General features: G+C 73.6%; 13 protein-coding genes and 5 tRNA genes. 7 read left to right on the top strand and 11 right to left on the bottom strand.

Translation table 11 applies throughout. The features are described 5' to 3' along the window. Positions 1-43: 43 nt before the first annotated feature. From EV382_RS01215 to EV382_RS01225, 3 genes are read right to left on the bottom strand one after another with little or no spacing between them, the layout of a single operon-like run. The gene (locus EV382_RS01215; protein ID WP_244236495.1) at positions 44-892 is read right to left on the bottom strand and encodes a polysaccharide deacetylase family protein; all 849 of its coding nucleotides are present in this window, start codon (positions 890-892) and stop codon (positions 44-46) included. A gap of 35 nt (positions 893-927) precedes the next feature. Then, a complete protein-coding gene (locus tag EV382_RS01220; protein WP_130399825.1) occupies positions 928-2109 on the bottom strand; it encodes a cytochrome P450 in 1182 nt (393 codons plus the stop codon). A gap of 9 nt (positions 2110-2118) precedes the next feature. After that, a complete protein-coding gene (locus EV382_RS01225) occupies positions 2119-2787 on the bottom strand; it encodes a class I SAM-dependent methyltransferase (RefSeq protein WP_130399826.1) in 669 nt (222 codons plus the stop codon). Positions 2788-2937: 150 nt separating this feature from the next. Here EV382_RS01225 and EV382_RS01230 point away from each other — a divergent pair, with 150 nt between their 5' ends. Continuing rightward, positions 2938-3822 carry a hypothetical protein gene (locus tag EV382_RS01230; protein WP_244236496.1) on the top strand — a complete coding sequence of 295 codons (885 nt, stop codon included), beginning with the start codon at positions 2938-2940 and terminating at the stop codon, positions 3820-3822. Between the two features lie 157 nt (positions 3823-3979). On the opposite strand, the gene EV382_RS01235 is transcribed toward EV382_RS01230, so the two are convergent. From EV382_RS01235 to EV382_RS01245, 3 genes are all read right to left on the bottom strand, one after another. Continuing rightward, on the bottom strand, positions 3980-6910 hold the full coding sequence (locus EV382_RS01235) for a M36 family metallopeptidase (RefSeq protein WP_130399827.1): 2931 nt from the start codon (positions 6908-6910) through the stop codon (positions 3980-3982). 140 nt (positions 6911-7050) lie between these two features. Then, positions 7051-7632, bottom strand: coding sequence for a TIGR03086 family metal-binding protein (locus EV382_RS01240; protein WP_130399828.1), 582 nt, complete (start codon positions 7630-7632; stop codon positions 7051-7053). 70 nt (positions 7633-7702) lie between these two features. Then, on the bottom strand, positions 7703-8305 hold the full coding sequence (locus EV382_RS01245) for a TetR/AcrR family transcriptional regulator (RefSeq protein WP_130399829.1): 603 nt from the start codon (positions 8303-8305) through the stop codon (positions 7703-7705). Between the two features lie 387 nt (positions 8306-8692). Here EV382_RS01245 and EV382_RS01250 point away from each other — a divergent pair. The 3 genes from EV382_RS01250 to EV382_RS01260 all read left to right on the top strand — a co-directional run bounded on the left by EV382_RS01250 (position 8693) and on the right by EV382_RS01260 (position 8958). After that, positions 8693-8765: transfer RNA gene (locus tag EV382_RS01250), tRNA-Gly, on the top strand. Between the two features lie 34 nt (positions 8766-8799). Next, positions 8800-8870 (top strand) — tRNA-Cys (locus tag EV382_RS01255). Between the two features lie 13 nt (positions 8871-8883). Beyond that, positions 8884-8958 (top strand) — tRNA-Val (locus EV382_RS01260). Between the two features lie 248 nt (positions 8959-9206). Here the strand turns inward: EV382_RS01260 and EV382_RS01270 are convergent. Further along, the gene (locus tag EV382_RS01270; RefSeq protein ID WP_130408317.1) at positions 9207-9659 is read right to left on the bottom strand and encodes a winged helix-turn-helix domain-containing protein; all 453 of its coding nucleotides are present in this window, start codon (positions 9657-9659) and stop codon (positions 9207-9209) included. A gap of 145 nt (positions 9660-9804) precedes the next feature. Further along, positions 9805-10539, bottom strand: a complete 735-nt coding sequence (locus EV382_RS01275; RefSeq protein ID WP_130399830.1) for a GNAT family N-acetyltransferase — start codon at positions 10537-10539, stop codon at positions 9805-9807. 117 nt (positions 10540-10656) lie between these two features. Between EV382_RS01275 and EV382_RS01280 the strand changes: the two genes are divergently transcribed. Then, positions 10657-11238 carry a TetR/AcrR family transcriptional regulator gene (locus tag EV382_RS01280; protein ID WP_208758278.1) on the top strand — a complete coding sequence of 194 codons (582 nt, stop codon included), beginning with the start codon at positions 10657-10659 and terminating at the stop codon, positions 11236-11238. Between the two features lie 85 nt (positions 11239-11323). Here the strand turns inward: EV382_RS01280 and EV382_RS01285 are convergent, their stop codons facing one another. Next, positions 11324-11566: a DUF6458 family protein gene (locus EV382_RS01285; protein ID WP_130399831.1), complete on the bottom strand. Its 243-nt coding sequence runs from the start codon at positions 11564-11566 to the stop codon at positions 11324-11326. Between the two features lie 147 nt (positions 11567-11713). Between EV382_RS01285 and EV382_RS01290 the strand changes: the two genes are divergently transcribed. Then, positions 11714-11786, top strand: a tRNA-Gly gene (locus tag EV382_RS01290). Positions 11787-11812: 26 nt separating this feature from the next. Then, positions 11813-11887, top strand: a tRNA-Val gene (locus EV382_RS01295). 69 nt (positions 11888-11956) lie between these two features. On the opposite strand, the gene EV382_RS01300 is transcribed toward EV382_RS01295, so the two are convergent. Both EV382_RS01300 and EV382_RS01305 read right to left on the bottom strand, forming a co-directional pair. After that, entirely contained in the window at positions 11957-14710 is a 2754-nt protein-coding gene (locus EV382_RS01300; protein ID WP_130399832.1) for an FtsX-like permease family protein, read from the bottom strand. Next, a complete protein-coding gene (locus tag EV382_RS01305) occupies positions 14707-17871 on the bottom strand; it encodes an FtsX-like permease family protein (protein ID WP_130399833.1) in 3165 nt (1054 codons plus the stop codon). The genes EV382_RS01300 and EV382_RS01305 overlap by 4 nt, the downstream gene beginning before the upstream one ends. Between the last annotated feature and the right edge of the window lie 5 nt (positions 17872-17876).

The raw sequence follows: 17876 nt of genomic DNA on the forward strand, positions 1-17876 counted from the left end.
GCACCACCCACCCCTGACTTTCGTCAGGACGGCGACGGCCTGATCACCGTACGTACTGCTCCAGCAGTGCCGGGGTGAGCCCCGCCCGGTGGATCGCCTTCAACGCCGCGAGCAGGTCGTCCATCAGCGCCGGCCGGAAGTGCATCAGCAGCACGTCACCGGGTTGGACCACCTTCTCCGGGGTCTGGTAGCGCACCTTCCCCTCGTGGACGGTCTCGGTCCAGTGCAGAACCGCCTTCGCGCCGCAGTCGTGCGCGGCCTTCAGTGTCGTGCTGTCGTGCTCGCCGAACGGCGGCCGGAACAGGGTGGGCCGCTTGCCGAACAGCCCCTCCAACCTGTCGGCGCCACCGCAGATCTCCCGCTTCTGGTAGTCGTACGACCTGCCGGCCAGCGAATTGTGGCGGATGGTGTGGTTCTCCACGACCCCGCCCACCGCCTCGATCTGCCGGAAGTAGTCGGTGTGCTCGGCCGCCGCCGGAGAGTTGAGGAACATCGTGACCGGGATGCGCGCCTCCCAGATGAAGTCGATCACCCCTGGTGGGCGGGCCAGCCCACCGTCGTCGATGGTGATGAAAGCGACCTTCTGCTCGGTCGGCACGCGGTGCCAGAACGCGGCCGAACCGGTGCTGGGCAGTGGCACCGGTTGCGGCGGCGGCGCTTCGGGAAACGTCGGCACCTGCGACACGTACCAGGCCAGGCTCTTGAACGGGGGTTTCGCGGTCGGTGACGGCGACGCCGACGGGGTCGGGGACGGTGCGGACGCGGTCGGCGAGGCCGCGGTGATTTGCCGGGCGTGGGCCGGGTGGCCGGAGCCGACTGCGCAGCCAGTCAACGCCAGCAGGGCCAGAAGCGTTGCGACGGCAGGGATTCGACGGGTGGTGGTGGCTGACACGCCCGGAAACATACCGAGCGGAGGTCAGGATCCGGTCAGCCCGGTGTTGTCCCCGGGTGGCGGCGGACCACGAACGCGTCCGGCATCCGGAAGGTGAGATTGTCCGGGCACCAGGGCGCACGTAGGACGCTCACGTCGTCCAGCAGTGGCGCGGCCTCGGTCACCACCACGGCCGCCTCCATGCGGGCCAGCACGTCCCCGACGCAGCGGTGCGCGCCCGCCCCGAACGCCAGATGTCGGCGTGATCCACGCTGGCCCGGACGGAACTCGTGGGGCGACTCCACGACCGCCGGGTCCCGACCGGCGCGGCCCAGCCACAGCAGAAGACTGCTGCCCGCCGGCACCTCCGTGTCGCCCAGCGTGCTCGCCGTCGCCGCCACCCGCCGCCAGGTGACGATCGGCGGCTCCAGCCGCAGCCCTTCCTCGACCACGTCGGCCACCGCGACCTCGCCGGTGCGCAGGCCGGCCCGCACCGCTGGCTCGCCGGCCAACCGGTGCAACAGCAGAGTGAGGAACTGCGAGGTGGTCTCCTGCCCGGCGACCAACAGGAAGAAGAGCGCGCCGACCACCACGTCCGGCGGGTGCCCGGCCGCGCGCAGCTCGGCGGCCAGCCCGCCACCGACGGCCGCGAAGTCACGCAGTACGCGGTGGAACCGGCCCACCTCGGCGGCGAGCGCCACCTGCCGGTCGCCGTCCAGTGGCGCCCAGAACAACTCCAGCGCGGCGCGGGCGAACTCCTTGACCGCGCCCACCGGTGCGTCGGGTAGCTCGACCAGCCGGGCCAGCACCAGCAGCGGCAGGTCGGCGGCGAGGTCCGCGTACAGGTCGACCGGCGCACCGGTGTCGAGCGTGGCGTCGAGCCGGGCGGCCCGGTCGCGGACCAGCGCGGTGAGCCAGGGCCGCTGCGCGGTGACCCGGGTGGGGTGCAACGCCTCCGCGACGATCGCCCGGATTTGCGGATGGCTGGCACCCGAGTTGTTCGCCAGGGTCGGCGGCAGTCGGAACCGGTGCCCGGCGAGCACCCGCAACGCGGTCACCGGCATCGGTGTCACCGCGTCCAGCGCGTTGTCCGGCCGGTAGGTGACCGGGTCGGCGAGGACCTGGCGGACCAACGCGTGCCGGGTCACGACCAGGTGGGAGCCGCCGACGTGGTCCGGCACCCGGGCCACGTCCGGCCATGCGGGGTCGGACACCTGCGCCCAGCTGCGGAACAGCACCCGGACACGCTAGCTGGACGCCTCCGGCAGCCCGGCCCGCAGCCGCCAGACGGTGGTGCGCTTCACCCGCACGCTCTCCAGCGCCTCCGGCACCGGCACGTCGTACGCGGCCACCTCGTCGAAGCGGTCTCGGGGCAGGAACGCCCGATCGGGGTCACCGACCAGCGCCGGCGCGCCGGCCCGGGTGGCGCGCAGCAGGAACCGCAGGACCCGGCGGGCCATCTCCGCGCTGTAGAAGACGTCCCCGGCGAGCACCACCTCCGCGTCCCCGGCGTCACCGTCGAGGATGTCGCCGAACTCGGCGTCGACGCGTACCCCGTTGACCTCGGCGTTGAGGGCGACCGCCGCCACCGCCAGCTCGTCCACCTCGACGGCCCGCACGGACGCCGCGCCGGCGCGGGCGGCGGCGATGGCCACCAGGCCGGAGCCGGAGGCGAGGTCGAGCACCCGGCGGCCGGCGACCAGCTCCGGGTGGTCGGTCACGTAGCGGGCGAGGGCCTGCCCGCCGGCCCAGGCGAACGCCCAGAACGGTGGCGGCCGGTCGCTGGAGAACTGGCCCTCGGTCAGCTCCCACAGCCCGATCGGCTCGTCCGCCTGGTGCAGCCGCACCTCGGGAACGAAGGGGACCGGGGCCAGCCGGGCGTGCAGCCGGACGAACGCGCTGGAGAGCTCGGACACCGTGTGATTCTCCCAGCGGCCCGACTCCCGGCGTGTCGCGGGGGAGTGGTGACCGGTTCACCACGGTCGGTGAAAAGCCACCCTCTCCTTGCCGTCCGGTGCGAACACACCCGTCTGGTCGGGCCGGTGCCCCGCTCCTAGCGTTGCGGGGTGGAGGCGACCGAACGGAGGGCGGCGGTGGTGACGGTGTGGCGGTATGCGCTGCGGGCAGGGGTGGTGCTGGCCTGTCTGAGCGGGGTGGAGCTGGCGGCGGCCGCCCCGGCACAGGCGGCCTTCACCACCGAGATGAGCGGCCTGCCGGGGCGGTTCACCGCCGGCGAGCAGGTGCGGACGATCTCCGCGGTGGTCTCCCAGACGGACCGGCGCGGCGGGTGCGCGAAGGTGCGCTGGTCGATGGTGCTCACCGTGCAGGGCCTCCGGCTCGACCAGGTGAAGATGGACCGGGTGGAGGAGACCGGCGACTTTCCGCTGGAGATCCGTACCGAGGGTGACGTGGCCCGGTTGACCGACCGGCAGCTCGACCCGGGCACGCTCTGCCCGGGTCGCACGGTCACCGCCCGCTACCGGGTGGCCTTCGCCGAGGACGTCACCCAGGGGCGAATCACCCTCGCCGCCGAGGCGTACGACGCCAACCTGCGCCTGCTGGCCCGGCAGACCGCCACCCGCTCGGTGGTGGGGGTGGGCGGCGTCCGGACCGCCACGCCGAAGCCGACGCCGACGCGGCCGAAACCCACCGAATCCGCGAGCGCGCCGACCGAGGACGAGGGTACGGCGACGGAGGAGGCGGTCACGGATTACCCGGTCGACGCCGCACCGCCGACCGCCGGCCGGCCGGTCTCGCAGACCAGCCCGTTCGGCGTGGTGCAGGTCGCCTTCCTCCTCGGCGGGCTGTTGCTCTTCCTCGGGGTGGGGCTGTTGCTGCGGCTGCGGCACCTGACCCGGGCCGCGGCCGACGGTGCGGACGACGACCCACCGGTGGACCGGCGCTGGGAGCGTCCGGCGGTCGCTGACCCCTGGCGCCGGGCGCACCGCTGATCGGGGGCCCGTCCTTGGGGGCGCCCGGCGGTCGCTGGCGTCGGGCGTACCGCTGATCGGGGGCCCGTCGTTGGGATGGTCCGGCGGTCGCTGGCGTCGGGCGTACCGCTGATCGGGGGCCGTGGGGGCCGGCGGGCGACCGCCGGCCCCCACGGTGTCACTTCGAGAACGCCTGGAACTCGGCGATCCTGACCTGGTTGCGGGCCGGGCTGGCGGTCGCGCAGTCCGTCGTCGTGGCCGGGTCGTCGTCCTGCTCGCCCGCGTAGTGCGGGCCGCCGGTGCACTGGCTGGCCAGCACCTCGAGTCGCAGGTGGGTGGCACGGGTGGTGGGCACCGCGAACGTCCGGAGGTTGATGTCCCGGCTGTACGCCCGGTACGCCCCGCCGGGGAACGCGTCCGCCGCGCTGGTGTAGATGCGCTGCCAGCGCGCCGGGTCCGCGCAGTCGGTGGTCGTCGCGTTGCACGCGGACACCGCGAACGAGCGCAGCGCGCTGAGCGCGTTCTGGGCGCCGGTGTCGGCGTCGCCGGTGATCGCCGGGCGCAGCATCGCGCTGACGTTCACCCGCTTGACCGTCTGCGGGGCGTCCCCGGGCAGCGCCACGGTGAGCTGCCGGCCGGCGACCCCGTCCAGGGAGGCCCAGTTCGTCGCCTCGGTGTCGTCGACGACCCGGTCCAGGTTGACCCCGTCGCCGGTGATGGTCGCGCCGGACGCGGCGGAGGCGAGGTTGCGGCTCATCCGCAGGTCGACGTACCCGTTCTGGCCGGCCTTGGCGACCACGCTGAGCCGCTGGTGGCCGAAGCCGGGGGCCACGGCGAGCAGGTCGTACGTGCCGGCCACCAGCTCCACGGTGTCCGGGATCGGGGTCGCCGGGTCGGTGTCGGCCACCGGTACGGCCCGTGCCTCGTACGCCCCCACGTACACCCGGATCGGCGCGTCGGCGCTGTCTCCGCGCGGACGCAGGGTGAGCGTCGCGTTGCCGCCGCGCGGTGAGGCGAAACTCGGCGTCGGGTCGGTGTCGGCGGCGCCGTTGGTGGCGGCGTCGCGGCCCATGCCGGAGCGGGCGAACTCGGCCCAGATCAGGTCCTGGTTCGCGCCGCCGAAGCGCAGCAGGTCGGCGGTGATCATGTTGTCGCGCATGTCGAGCATGCTGACCTGGCTGGCGGCCTGGAGCAGGAACGAGTCGAAGACCAGCTGGGACCACCGCCGGTTGCCCGGGCACTGGTCGGCCGCGACCTTCCCCAACGCACAGTCGAGCTGCCGCTGCGGGGTGCCGAGGCCGTACCGCTTGACCAGGGCGGAGCGGACCCGGAAGTTGGTGGCGCCCCAGATCTCCCCGTCGGCGTGCACGGCCGGGCCGGCGGTGTTGTAGCCGATGTCGGAGTAGTTGAGCGGGCTGCGGCTCAGGTCGTAGTTGCGGATGCCGCTGACCAGGTTGCCGGTGACGTAGCCGCCGGTGATGAAGGGCGTCTCGCCGGGCGCGCGCAGCCCGTGCTGGAAGAGGTACTCGGCGGCGAGCAGGTCGCCCCACGACTCACCCATCGCGCCGCCCTGGTGGCCGCTGATCCCGCTGTCCGGGCCGGCGATCATCCGGTTGGTGATCGCGTGGGTGTACTCGTGGCCGATCACCGTCATGTCGTAGTCGCCGTCCACGCACGGCGGGTACGGTCCGCCGGCCTGCGGCTGCCAGAGGTACATGTTGGTGGTCGGTGGCAGCCCGTCGCGCGGGGTGCCCTGGTTGGCGTTGTTGCGGTTGCCGCTCAGCGCGCCCTGCTGGGCGCGGCCCTGCTCGGCGTCACCGCCCAGCCCGGACGGGGTGAGGTTGACCGCCTGGAGGTTCCACGCCGACTCGGTGAAGCCCAACTGGTACGACCAGTCGTGCATCCGGTTGTGCATGGCGAAGAGGTTGGCGATCGACGCGTCCGCGTCGTTGCGCTGGGCGGAGGTGAACACCGCCGGGTTGCACCGGGCCTGGTGCCACTGGTCGGTGAAGGGGTACTCGTAGCGGCGTTCCGGGCTGGTGGGGGCGGCAACGACCGGGGTGTTCGCACCCCAGGACAGCACCGTGTTGGCCGAGTTGCCGCGCGAGGTGAAGGTCGGTGTGCCGGTGCCCGCGTCGACATCCCACGGCTGGCCGGTGGCCGGGTCGCGGAAGGCGGCCTGGCAGCCGGGGGTCGGGTCACCGCACCAGCGCACCCGGGGGTCCTGCCCGGGGCCGAGGTCGCGGGGTGGGGTGGCCGGGAAGACCGCCCAGCTCGGGTTGTCGGAGTCGTAGTCGACGAGGTCCTCGCGGACCAGCACCTGCCCGGTGCCGCCGTCCACGTAGCTGGTGAACGCCGCCGGGTGCTCGGTGTCCGCCCCGATCATGGTCACCTCGTAGGCGGCCCGGGGCCCGTCCAGCGGGGTGGGCACGGCCACCGGCCGGACGGTGTGGCTGGCCACCGCGTCGGGGGTGAGTGCGGCGTCGGCGAGCGCGGCAGCGTACGCCTGCTCGGCGGTGCGGGTGGCCGGCGCCGGCGCGTCGGTGTCGCGGGCCAGCGAGGAGCTGACCGAGAGCACCGCGCCGTCGGCGATCGCGAGGGTGACCAGGCCGTCCGGCCCGGCGGGCAGGTCGCCGAAGCGTTGCCGGAGGGTGACCACGGTGCCGCTGCCGATCGGCCGGACCAGCACCCGTTCCATGCGGGCGACCGTGGCGGCGTCCATCCCGAACAGGTCGCGGTTGGCGACCAGGTAGGCGCGGGCGGCGGCCTCCGGGTCGGCGGGCAGTCCGCTGGCCAGCGGGGTGCGGCCGGGGCCGAGCGCCTGGGGAGTGCCGAGCCGGTTCCACCGGACATCGGGGTCGACGGCGCGGGCCAGGCCGCGTTGGCGGGCGTCGGGTGCCGCCGTACCGGTGCGGTTGTCGGCGTCGGCGGGCGCGTGCCCTTCGGCGAACGGCCCGGACCGGCGCTCGGTGGGGGCGGCGCCGCCGGTGGGGGCCGCCGTGCTTGCGCCGGTGGGGAGCAGCGCGGCGACCGTCGCCGTTGTCGCCAGGATGGCGATGAGCCGGCGTCGACGCCGGCTCATCGGGGGTGACCACTCCGGTTGTGGCACGGGACCTCCTTGTGGGAGAGAGATGGTCGGCGAGTCACCGACCACAAATGCGCGATGACGCATGCGCATCTGTGAATATCAGTCTCCCGAGGTCACGGCAAGGTCCCGAGCCGCTATCGCACCAACAGATCGAGATTTGCTCAGCTGCTCGGCGCCCAGTTGGGGTCGCGGCCGAAGGCGGCCAGCAGGTGGTCCTGCTCGTCGGCGTCGGCGGGCACCTCTACCCCGGTGCGGACCAGGTTGTCGCGCCGGTAGGCGTCGATCTGGCCGGCGAACCACTGGGCGGCGGCGTGCACCGCGTCCGGGTCGAGGCGCGGCTGCACGCCGATCGCCACCGCCACGTCCCATCCGTGTACGAGGTGTTCGGCGAGGAGCTGCTGGAGGTACTCGGTGGCCGGGGCGTCGCCGCCGGAGAGGTGCACGGTGCGGTCGAGCGTGCCGGGGTGGGTGGCGGCGATCTCGGACTGCGCGGCGGCCTCCCGCGCCGTCGCGATCGGGTCGTCGCCGAGCTGGTCACCGTCGAACCGGTCGCCGACCTCGTCGATGGTCCGGCCGGCCAGCAGCGGAACGCTCCACCGGTCCTCGGTCACCACGTGGTTGACCAGTGTGCGGAGGTCCCAGTCCGAGCAGGGGGTCGGGTCGGACCACTGGCCGGGCTCGATCTGGTCCACCCGATCGACAAACTCGGCCAGACTGCGGCGGTACGCCTCCAGGAGCTCCATGCTGCCGATTGTTCCGGTCAGCGGGGCGGGCCGAGTCCGTTTTGCCCGCCCTGGTGCTGGTCGTCTGGCTTCAGTCCAGGTCGGCCGGGTCCAGGCCGAGCTCCCGGGCGGTGACCAGCCGGACCCACTCGCCGAACTGTCGGCGGGAGATCACCCGGTCGTGCACGGCGAGTTGGACGGCGAGGCCGTCCATCACCGCGCTGATCCGCCAGGCGGCCCCGTCGGGGTCGGCGCACTGGAAGGTGCCGTCGGCCACCCCGGCGGAGATCACCGCGGCCAGGTCCTGCCGCCAGCGCAGGTCGAGTCGGCGGGAGACCTTCTCCAACTCGGGGGTACGCAGCGACTCGGACCAGCCGTCGATCCACATCGACCAGGAGGTCGCCCGCCCGGCCGGGGTGTAGAGCTTGAGGATCCGGCGGAGCTTCGTCAGGGGCGCGGCCGAGGAGCGGGTCACCGCGTCCAGTCGGGCCAGGTCCTGTTCGACGGCGTACGCGAAGGCCTGCGCGAGCAGCCGCTCCTTGGTGGCGAAGTGGTAGAAGACCAACGCCTGACTCACGCCCGCGGCGTTCGCCACGTCCGCCGTCCGGGTGTTGGCCAGACCGCGCTCCACGATCACGTCACAGGCGGTGCGCAGCAGGGCATCCAGGCGGATCTCGGCCGCACGTCTCGTCACGACCGTTACCGTAGCCCATCCACCCGAACACGAACAGTTACCACCACGCGCTGATCAGCGCCGCGACAGTCGGAAGCCGGACACTTTCTTCGGGTGTCCTGGGTCGTTCCACCGAGAGTGTTCGTCGAGGTCCGCCGCCCAGTGGAACGGCGTGGGGCCGGTGCTGCCCGGGCCTGCGACGCGATGATGACGATCGTTGCCTACTGGTGTCGGAGTGTGACGGCCGAGGGTCGATCCAGCCACCAGATCAGCCCCCTAGGAAGCTGGCCGACGGTGGCGACGATCCCGTCGCAACCACCCGGGACGCGCCGAGGCGACCCCGATTTGGCAGTCAAACACCTACTCGGCTAAAGTTCTCATCCGTCACCCGGGAACGTCCGGGGGCGTGCGGACGTAGCGCAGCTGGTAGCGCATCACCTTGCCAAGGTGAGGGTCGCGGGTTCGAATCCCGTCGTCCGCTCGGAGATGCCGCCACGCATGACGGGGGCAACCTCGGTGGGGTGGCCGAGAGGCGAGGCAACGGCCTGCAAAGCCGTGTACGCGGGTTCAAATCCCGTCCCCACCTCGGCAACAAGCACGGGCGATTGGCGCAGTGGGAGCGCGCTTCCTTGACACGGAAGAGGTCACTGGTTCAAACCCAGTATCGCCCACCACAGGAGAACGGCTCGTTACCGGAAGACCGGTGACGAGCCGTTTCGCTTTTGGGCGGCGTCGGTCCTGGATGAGCGGCGTCGCTCGTGGAAAAGGGGCGTCGATCATGGAGTTGTGGTGGGGGACAAACTCAGCAAGTGACCCTAAATCCGGCACCACAAGTCCATGATCGACGCGGGCGGGCCGGGCGGGCGGCCGGGCGGGCCGGGCGGGCCGGGCGGGCCGGGCGGGCGTCGCGGGCGGGCTGCGGTTAGTCGACGGTGAGCCGGTAGCCGATTCCCCGTACGGTGTGCACCCGCAGGGTGTCGTCGGCGGCGCGCAGTTTGCGGCGTAGCCGCTTCACGGCCGAGTGCAGGATCGACGTGTCGCCGAGGAACGCGCAGCCCCACACCGATTCGAAGAGCCGCTCGTACGTCCAGACGCCGACCGGTGCGGTGGCGAGTTGGGTGAGCAGGTTGCGCTCGAGTCGGGTCAGGGCCAGCGGCTTCCCGCGCCACGTCACCCGGTGCTCAAGCGGGTCAATGGTGAGGTCACCGAGGCTGATCTGGCCGGCCGCGCCGACAGGTGGAGCGGCGGCGGGCGTGGACGCGGTGGTGGGGAGCCGGGCCGGCCCACCGATGACCGGTCCGCCGATCATCGCCTGCAACTCCGCGAGGTCGGTGCAGATCACCAGAGTGCCGAGGCCGTTCAGGCGTCGGACCATCCGCTCGCGCACCGACACGTCAGCTGTCACACAGAACACGAGGGACACATCATCGATCACTGTCGTACCTCCCCAGGTGCCAGTAAAGACAACGCTGTCCCAACCCCGTAGTCAATGGTTTCTGGCGGGCCGCGCGCGCTGGCCCTCAAAATGTCAACAGACGGAACTCGCCCACCGGCCGGAAACCGAGGCTGCGGTAGACCGACTCACCGGCCGCCGACGAGGTGAGGGCGGCGGTGCGGACGCCCCGTTCAGCGGCCAGATCGAGCGCGGCCCTGGTCATCGCCGCGCCGATGCCCCGGCGGCGCTGCTCCGGCTGGGTGCCGACGAAGTAGAGCGTGACCAGACCGTGGCTGATCCAGGCGACGGCCGTGGCGACAACCCGACCGTCATCGAGGTGGCCGACCAGCCGATGCACCATGCCGTCGCCGGTGAACGCCTTCTCTCGTTCGACTGTCGCCGGCACGCCGTCCGCCGGAATTCCGGACACCCGGGCGTAGGCCGTGACGAACGTGGCGAGGTCGGTGCTCTCGGCGATGTGCACGCCGGCCGGAGTCGGAACGTCGGCTGCTTCCCCGATCCCCACGGTCATGATCGGCATGCGGGCGACCTGCGCGGCGCCGAGGGCGACCAGGCCGTCCGCCGTGCCGGCGTCGCTGTCCGGGCCAACCCACCAGACCCGGGGTACGCCGTGCAGGCGCCGCCGGGCCTCGGCGAGCGCGTCCTGTGGCGTGCGCCCGGCCACCCGCAGCACGCCGTTGAGAGGTGCGTGCGGCACGTCACTGCGGTAGGTCGGGAGGTCTGAGCCCCCGGCGACACCGATGTTCCAACCGAGCAGGTACGCCCGGTGCGCGGTCAGCACCGTGTCGAGAGGCTCCATGATCTGGATGGTAACTCGACTGTCGGAACCCTCCTGGTCAGCGGGAACGGCTCGTTTCGGCCGGCTGTGACCGGCGAAACTTTGTCGAGCGTTCCAGATAGCGGGTAGCGTTGCGCCGTGGCCCGCACCCGTGAGTTCGACCTCGACGCCGCGGTCGACGCTGCCATGGACGTGTTCCGGCGCAAGGGCTACGAGGGCACCTCCATGCGTGACCTCTCCGAGGCGACCGGTTTGGGCAGCGGCTCCATCTACGCCGCGTTCGGCAGTAAGGACGGCCTCTACCTGGCGGTGCTCGACCTGTACCGGCAGCGCTACGCCACCCCGATGGTCGATCTGCTGCGCTCGGGCAACGACGCGCGGGCGGTCATCCGTGAGGTGTTCATCGGTTCGGTTGACGACATCACCGGCGACGGCCGGCACCTCTCCTGCCTCATCGTCGGCGCGTCGATGGAGCGGGCCCACCAGGACGTACGGGTCGCCGACCGGCTCCGCTCGACCACCCAGTCCCTGGAGGCGGCGCTCTACGACCTGCTGGCCGAGGCGCAGTTGCGGGGCCAGATCACGTCCGACCGCAGCGCCACGGATCTGGCCGGCTTCCTGGTGACCAGCCTTCAGGGCCTGCGGGTGATGGGCGCCATCAACCCGGACCGGGCGGCGCTGACGCGCTACGCCGAGGTCGCGCTCACCTGCCTGGACTGACCGACGGGCCAGCCGCCTTCAGGAAGGCGGCCGGCCCGGGATCACTGTGATCCGCCGGCTCCGCCAGCGATTGGACGCGGTCGGGTCACAGCGGCGGGGCGATGTCCCGCCGCTCCTCGACCCGCTGGTACTCCACCGGCTGCTCCGTGGTGCTGACGACCTGGCGGCGACGACCCCAGATCAGCGTGGTCATGATCAGGCCGAGCACACCGGCCGCCATCAGGATCCAGCCGACCACATCGAGGTTGATGCCGCCGACGCTGGCGTCCAGTGCGAAGGTGAGGATCGCGCCGAGCGCGATCAGGAAGATGCTGGTGCCGATACCCACGACAGCCTCCTTAGGGGGTGTGGTGCGCTGTCGAGGGTGTTCAGTACCCCGCTGCCGACCGGCGCAATCGCCACCGCCGAGGGTGCCGTGCCAAGCGATCTTGGCATCGGGTAGAGTTCACCTGTCGCCGGCGGTTGCCGGGGACGTGCGGACGTAGCGCAGCTGGTAGCGCATCACCTTGCCAAGGTGAGGGTCGCGGGTTCGAATCCCGTCGTCCGCTCGCGATGTGCCCCACGGGGCCACCACGGGCGATTGGCGCAGTGGGAGCGCGCTTCCTTGACACGGAAGAGGTCACTGGTTCAAACCCAGTATCGCCCACCAGCTCTGCAAGCAGATCAGCTGACCCGTTGCCGGCTCTCCGGTAACGGGTCTCGGCGTTTCGGCTTCCGGTCACTCGCCGGCGCGGAGCACCTCACTCAGCCGATCGCGTCGCCGCAGCGCCGACTCGACCGGTACGACAGTGGTGGCCGCCGCCAGCAGCGCCACGCCCACCAGGCCGAGCAGCCACCACGGCAGGACCACCGCCGGGTCGGTGGCCTGGCCGGTGAGCAGCCGCAGGTCGAGCGGGCCGAGCGTCAGGCGGGCGAGCAGGGCCCCGAGGAGGGGGCCGCACACCGCGGCGACCACGACCGGCGGCAGCAGCTCTCCGGCGGCGACCCAGCGGACGTCGCGTGGTCGCAGGCCGAGGGTCCGCAGCCGGGTCAGGGTCTGCCACCGCTGCGAGGCACCGGCGGCGGCGGCGAGCGTGAGGCCGAGCAGCCCCAGCGCCAGCAGCACCGCGGCGGCCGTCCACGCCAGCCGCAGCAGCCCCGCGGTCAGTGGAGCCACGCGCTGCGCCCGCAGGACGTCCGCGCGCAGCACCACGTCGGCGGCGACGCCGGTGTTCGACACGGCCCGCGCCGCGCCGGGGCCGGTCACCCAGACGGTGTTCGGGACGGCGGGCAGCCCGGCGTCGGCGAGGGCGGCGGCGTCCACGATGACGACGTCGGTGGCGCCGCCGACGGAGGGAGCGGTGCCGACCGCGGTGAGTCGGATCGCCGGGGCGTCGTCGCGGGGCAGTTGCAGCCGGCTGCCGGTCCGCAGCTCGCCGTCGCTCGATCGGACCAGCGCGGGGACGTCCCCGGGACCGGGTGCCGTGAGCCGGGCCAGCGCCGGCGCGTCGGGCAGCGCGGTGGTGGCCAGCAGACGCTGGAACGCGGCGGTGTCCACAATGACCAGGCGTGGGGTGAGCAGTGTCGAGTCGCTGAAGACGCGGGCCGAGTCGGTCACCTGCGCGACGACGACCTGCCGTACCCCGGGTGCGGCGGCGATGCGCTCGGCGAGAGCCGGCGTGGCGGCGGTGGCGTCGGCACCGATGTCGAGGCGGGCGTCGGCGCCGACGGTGCTCCACGCGCCGTCGGCCAGCCCTCGGGTGACGGTGCTGCCGAGGATGAGCGCGAACGACGCGAGCGCCGTGGTGCTGACCAGGACCAGCAGCGGCAGCGCGCGCCCGGCCGTGGTGGCCGCCTGCGCGGCACCGAACACGGCCAGCGGGCGGCGCGAGCGCAGGGACTGGCGGAGTGCGAACCGTGCTCCGAGGGGCACGAGCCGCAGCAGGACGAGCGCGCCGACGAGCGCGCCCAGCGTGAGGGCGCTGACGGGCAGGATCAGGTCGCCGGTCAGCTCACCGGTGTCGCCGTCGGAGACGTCGGGCAGGAGCCCGCGTTGGTGCAGGGTGACGAAGGCGGCGACCGCGGCGATCAGGACGGCGGCCTCCACGGCGGCGCGGCGCAGGTGGCCGGTGGCCCGGATCCAGCGCCGGGCGGTCGGGTTGGCGGGTTGGCGTCGGTCGCGGCTGGCGCGGGCGGCGGCGAGGGTGCCGAATGCCGGCCCGGCGACGACACCGGCGAGGACCACGGGAACGGCCCAGGTCCAGGAGACGCCCGGAGCGGCCGTACGGGCGAGCGCGAGCCCGACAGCGGCGGCGGACAGGGACACCACTGTGGACTCGATGAGCAGCTCCGCGCCGAGGTCGGGTAGCGCCGCCCCACGCTGCCGGGCGGCGCTCAGCACCGGGGTACGGCGGCGGACCAGCAGGTCGGCGGCGAGCAGCAGGACCAGTACCGTGGCGGTCAGCACCCCGGTGAGCAGGCCGGCGGCCTGTGCCCAGGCGGCGCTGCTGCGATTCCGGGCATCGCGCAGGGCGGTGTCGAGCTGCGACTCCCACTTCAGGGATTCTGCGCGGTCGCTCGACGAGCCGGAGGTGGCCTTGAGCGTGACCACCTGGCCGGCGAGCGTCGTGGTGCTGTCCCAGGTGAGCGCATCGGGAACAGGTGCGAAATGGACGGTACGCCGCAGTTGGTCCTCGTCGAGGGCGAGCCGGGCGTCCGGTAACGACTCGCGCGACAGCAGGCCGGCGAAGCGGGTGGTCCCGACGCCGTCGACGCCGGGCACGGGGCGCAGCAGCTCCGGGGCGAGTTGCCAGGCGGGGTCGGCGCTCTCCGTGGGCCGGTAGATCCCGCTGACGCGGATGTCGTGGTCGTGACCCTGGTCGTCCTTGGCCGGGATTCGGTCGCCGGGGCCGAGGTCGAGTGCGGCGGCGTCCGCCTCGGAGAGGCCGACCTGCACCGGCCAGGGTGGTCCGCCGTAGGGGACCTCGACGTACTCGTCGGAGACGGCGGGGCCGGGCGCGGTGCCGGCGATCCAGGTCATGTCGGGGCCGCCGGGGTCGTCGGCCAGGTAGCTGAATCGGAAGGTACGCGGCACGTTGCCGGCGGTGATGCGCAGGATCGGGCCGTCGACGACGGCGACGGGCGGGAGCAGCGCGGCGTCCAGGTCGGGCCCGAGCGCGTAGGTCGCCTGGGCACGGAAGTCGTCGACCTCGTCGGCGAGGTCGGGCATCCGGACCCGCCCGCCGGTCGGTCCGTCGTCGCGTTCGAAGTTGGCGTGTACGAGGACGTTCGCGTCCGGCCCGGCGCTGCGGACCGCGTCCTCGACGGCGTTGTCGGCGGCGGCGCGCAGCAGCGCCGGCGCGGCCCCGGCGAGCAGCGCGACGGCCGCAATGACGGCGGCGGTGAGCAGCAGCGGTCCGGCGTCGGTACGGCCGCGACCACGGATGCTGGGCCAGTGTGGCACCGGCCGCCGGCGGGTCAGCCACCGCTTCACGGGGCCACCCGCAGGTGCGCGGCGTCGGCCCGGCGGACCTGGACGGTGACCACGACGGCGACCGCCAGCACGCATCCGGCCAGCAGGACGGCGAGCAGCGCGGCCTCCGCTGGCCACGGCCAGTGTGGCTGGGGGGTCGGGACGGGGGTGGCGCCGGTGTCGGAGCGTACGAGCAGGGGGGCGACGACGCGGGTGGCGAGCGCGCCGACGGTCGCGCCCGCCGCGAGCAGGGGCAGCAGCACGCCGGCGTGTTGGCCGAGCAGGACGGCCCGGATGTCGCGCCGGGACATGCCCAGCCCGCGCAGCCGCGCCACCTCGACGGCGCGGACCTGCAGGTCGCAGGTGACGTGCAGGACGACTCCGGCGAGCAGCAGCAGGGCGGCGGCCGGGACGATGAGCCGGAGTGCGGCCGGCAGCCCGGCGCGTAGCGGGCCGCCGACGAGCCGGGCGGTCTCCGCGTCGAGGGTCGCGACGCTGCCCAGGTGCAGGTTGGTGGCCCGCTCGGCGGCGTCGGGAGTGGTGGGGTGGCCGACCCACCAGGCGTCGACCGGGAACGAAAGGTCGCCGGTGACGACGCGTGCGCGCGACAGTGTGTCCAGGTCGGCGAGGATGGCGACGGCGCCGGGGGCGGACGGTACGGTCGGCACGACCTCGGTGACGACGATCGGGACGGGCGTGATGCCGATCGTGACGCTGAGCTCGCTGCCGCTGCCGGCGCCGACCTCGCTGGCGAAGCGGTCGGAGACGGCGACGGGCACCGGGCCGGGGTCGGGGAAGGCGGTGGCGACGAGGGTGCGGGCGGCGTCCTCGGCGCCGCCGAGGTCGACGGTCGCGGCCATCCGCAGCGCGGTTCCCGTCGGGGTGGTGGACACCGTGACGCTCGGGTCGCGCAGCCTGTTCGGGACCGGCGGTGCGGACGTGGCGGTCCAGTCCGATCCGTCGGTGGGCCGCTGCGCCGGCCCGCCGGGCGGCACGGTGAGCGTGACGGCCACGGCGACGGATCCGCCGACCGTGTCGGCGGTGACCGGCAGGGCGACCGCGACGAGGCGCAGCCCGTCCGCCGTCGCGCAGGCGGGCAGCCGAAACTCCTGCCCGTTCAGTGGTACGGCGGGAGCGGTGCAGGACGTGCGGAGGCCGGTGGCGTCCTGTAGCAGCAGCCGGGGTGTCACGGTGAGCGGTGTGTCGCCGTCGGCGGTTCCGCTCAGGACGAGCGGGGCGCCGTTCGGGATGGCGAGGCCGGTGATGTGGGTGCGTGGTGCCAGCGCGGCGCCCACGTCCGCCCATTCGCGGTCGTGGCCCAGTCGCCCGCGCAGCAGCGCGGTCGCGCGGGTGGTGTCGACGGCGACCAGGCGGGGCGCGTCGCCGGCGGTGCCGAGCCACTGACCGACGGTGGTGGCACGGTTGAGGGCGGGGCTCACCGCCCCCGTGGTGGCCGCGCTGACGGCAGCGCCGTCTCCGGCGGCCGGCGCCGCGCTGAGGGTGAGTGCCAGGTCGGTGCCGACGGAGAGCGCCGCCTGGTCGCGCTGCGACTGGTGCCAGGTGTTGTCGAAGGCGAGGCCGAAGGTTCCGGCCGCGCAGGCCAGCCCGACGAGCAGCCCGGCGGCGACCGCCTGTGGCCGGCGGGCGGCCTCGGAGATCGCCAGCGGGAGCGCCAGCCCGCGGGCGCGGTACGCCAGCCGGTCGACGCCGCGCAGGGCGGGCAGGATCACCCGCAGGGCCAGGGCGGCGCCCGCGGTGAGCAGGAGGGCCGGCGCGAGCACCCGGACCGTGTCGGCGCGTGGGCTGGCGGCGGTGGGCTGCGCGTACAGCTGCCACCATCCGGCGGCGGCGAACACCGCGAGCATCAGGTCGACGCCGGATCGGGCCAGCAGTTCGCGGCGGGTGCGTTGGTCGCCGGGTGCCGGGACGGGCCGGATCGCCAGGACGGTGAGGACGGCGGCGAGCACCAGCGCGCCGCCGGTGACCGCGAGGACCTGGGCACCGGCGATGATTGGTCGGACGGTCAGGCCGGCGTCGTCCAGCGGCGGCAGGTGGGTCAGGGCGGCGTGCAGGGCCGACGAGGCCGGTATGGCGAGCGCGGCGGCGACCGCCGCGACGAGCCCGGCCTCGAGTGTCGCGGTGGCGGCGAGTTGGCGGCGGCTGGTGCCCAGGGCGGACCGCAGGGCGGTCTCGTCGGCGCGGATGCCCGCGGTCAGCCGGCCGGCGAGGACGAGTGCCGTGGCGGCGAGGACACCGCCGAGGGCGGCGATGGCGAGCACGACGGCGGCGGTGACGCGCTGTTGGTCGTCGGCGGCGCGCAGGGTCAGCGGCAGGTCGGAGGCGACACGTGCGAGCTGGACACGGCCGCCGAGGGTGGCGGCCAGGCGGCGGTCGGCGCTGTGGATGGCCTCGGCCACGGTCGCCAGGTCGCGGCGGTTGTTGTGGGACAGGTCCGGATGGGCGGTGATCTCCATCCGGTCGACGGTGGCGCCGGTGGTGACCAGGTCGGCGAGGTCGACGAGGAACGGGCCGTAGGCGTTGACCGGCTGCATGAAGCGGCCGTCCCGGTAGCCGATGGCGGAGCCGGCCGCAGCCAGCGGGTCGCGGTCCCAGCCGCGCCCGGCGAGTGGGCGTACCACACCGACGACTGTCACGTCGATGGCCGGGACGGGCGCGTGGGCCAGCTCGGCGCCGAGGCGCACCCGGCGACCGGGGGTGAGGTCGAGCAGTTGTGCGGTGGACTCCAGCAGCACCGCGTCGCCCGGGTGCTGTGGCCAGCGCCCGGTGACCAACTCGGCTCGGGTCGGCAGGTCGTCCAACCCCGACAGGTATGCCTGGGCCGGGACGGTGGTGCCCTTGGCCAGCGCGGGCGGCAGCGCCCGCAGCACCGTCGACGCCCGGGCGGTGGTGGTCGCCGGGAACGGTGCGAGCGCGGCGGACACCTCGGTGCGGGTGTCGGCGGCGACCGACCGCGTGTCCGGGCCCTCGACGGTGCCGGTGTAGACGGTCACGTCGACGGTGGCGGGCGCGGCGCGGGCCATGGCGACCTCCAGCGCCCGCTCCGCGGTGTGGGTGATCAGCAGGGTGCAGGTACCCAGCAGGGTCGCGCCGATGGTGACGACCCCGAGGAGGGCGGCCAGCAACGGCCACTGCGCGCGGGCGCGCCGGCGGACCAGCCTCATCGTCG

This window comes from Micromonospora violae (assembly GCF_004217135.1).
Taxonomy (GTDB): domain Bacteria; phylum Actinomycetota; class Actinomycetes; order Mycobacteriales; family Micromonosporaceae; genus Micromonospora; species Micromonospora violae.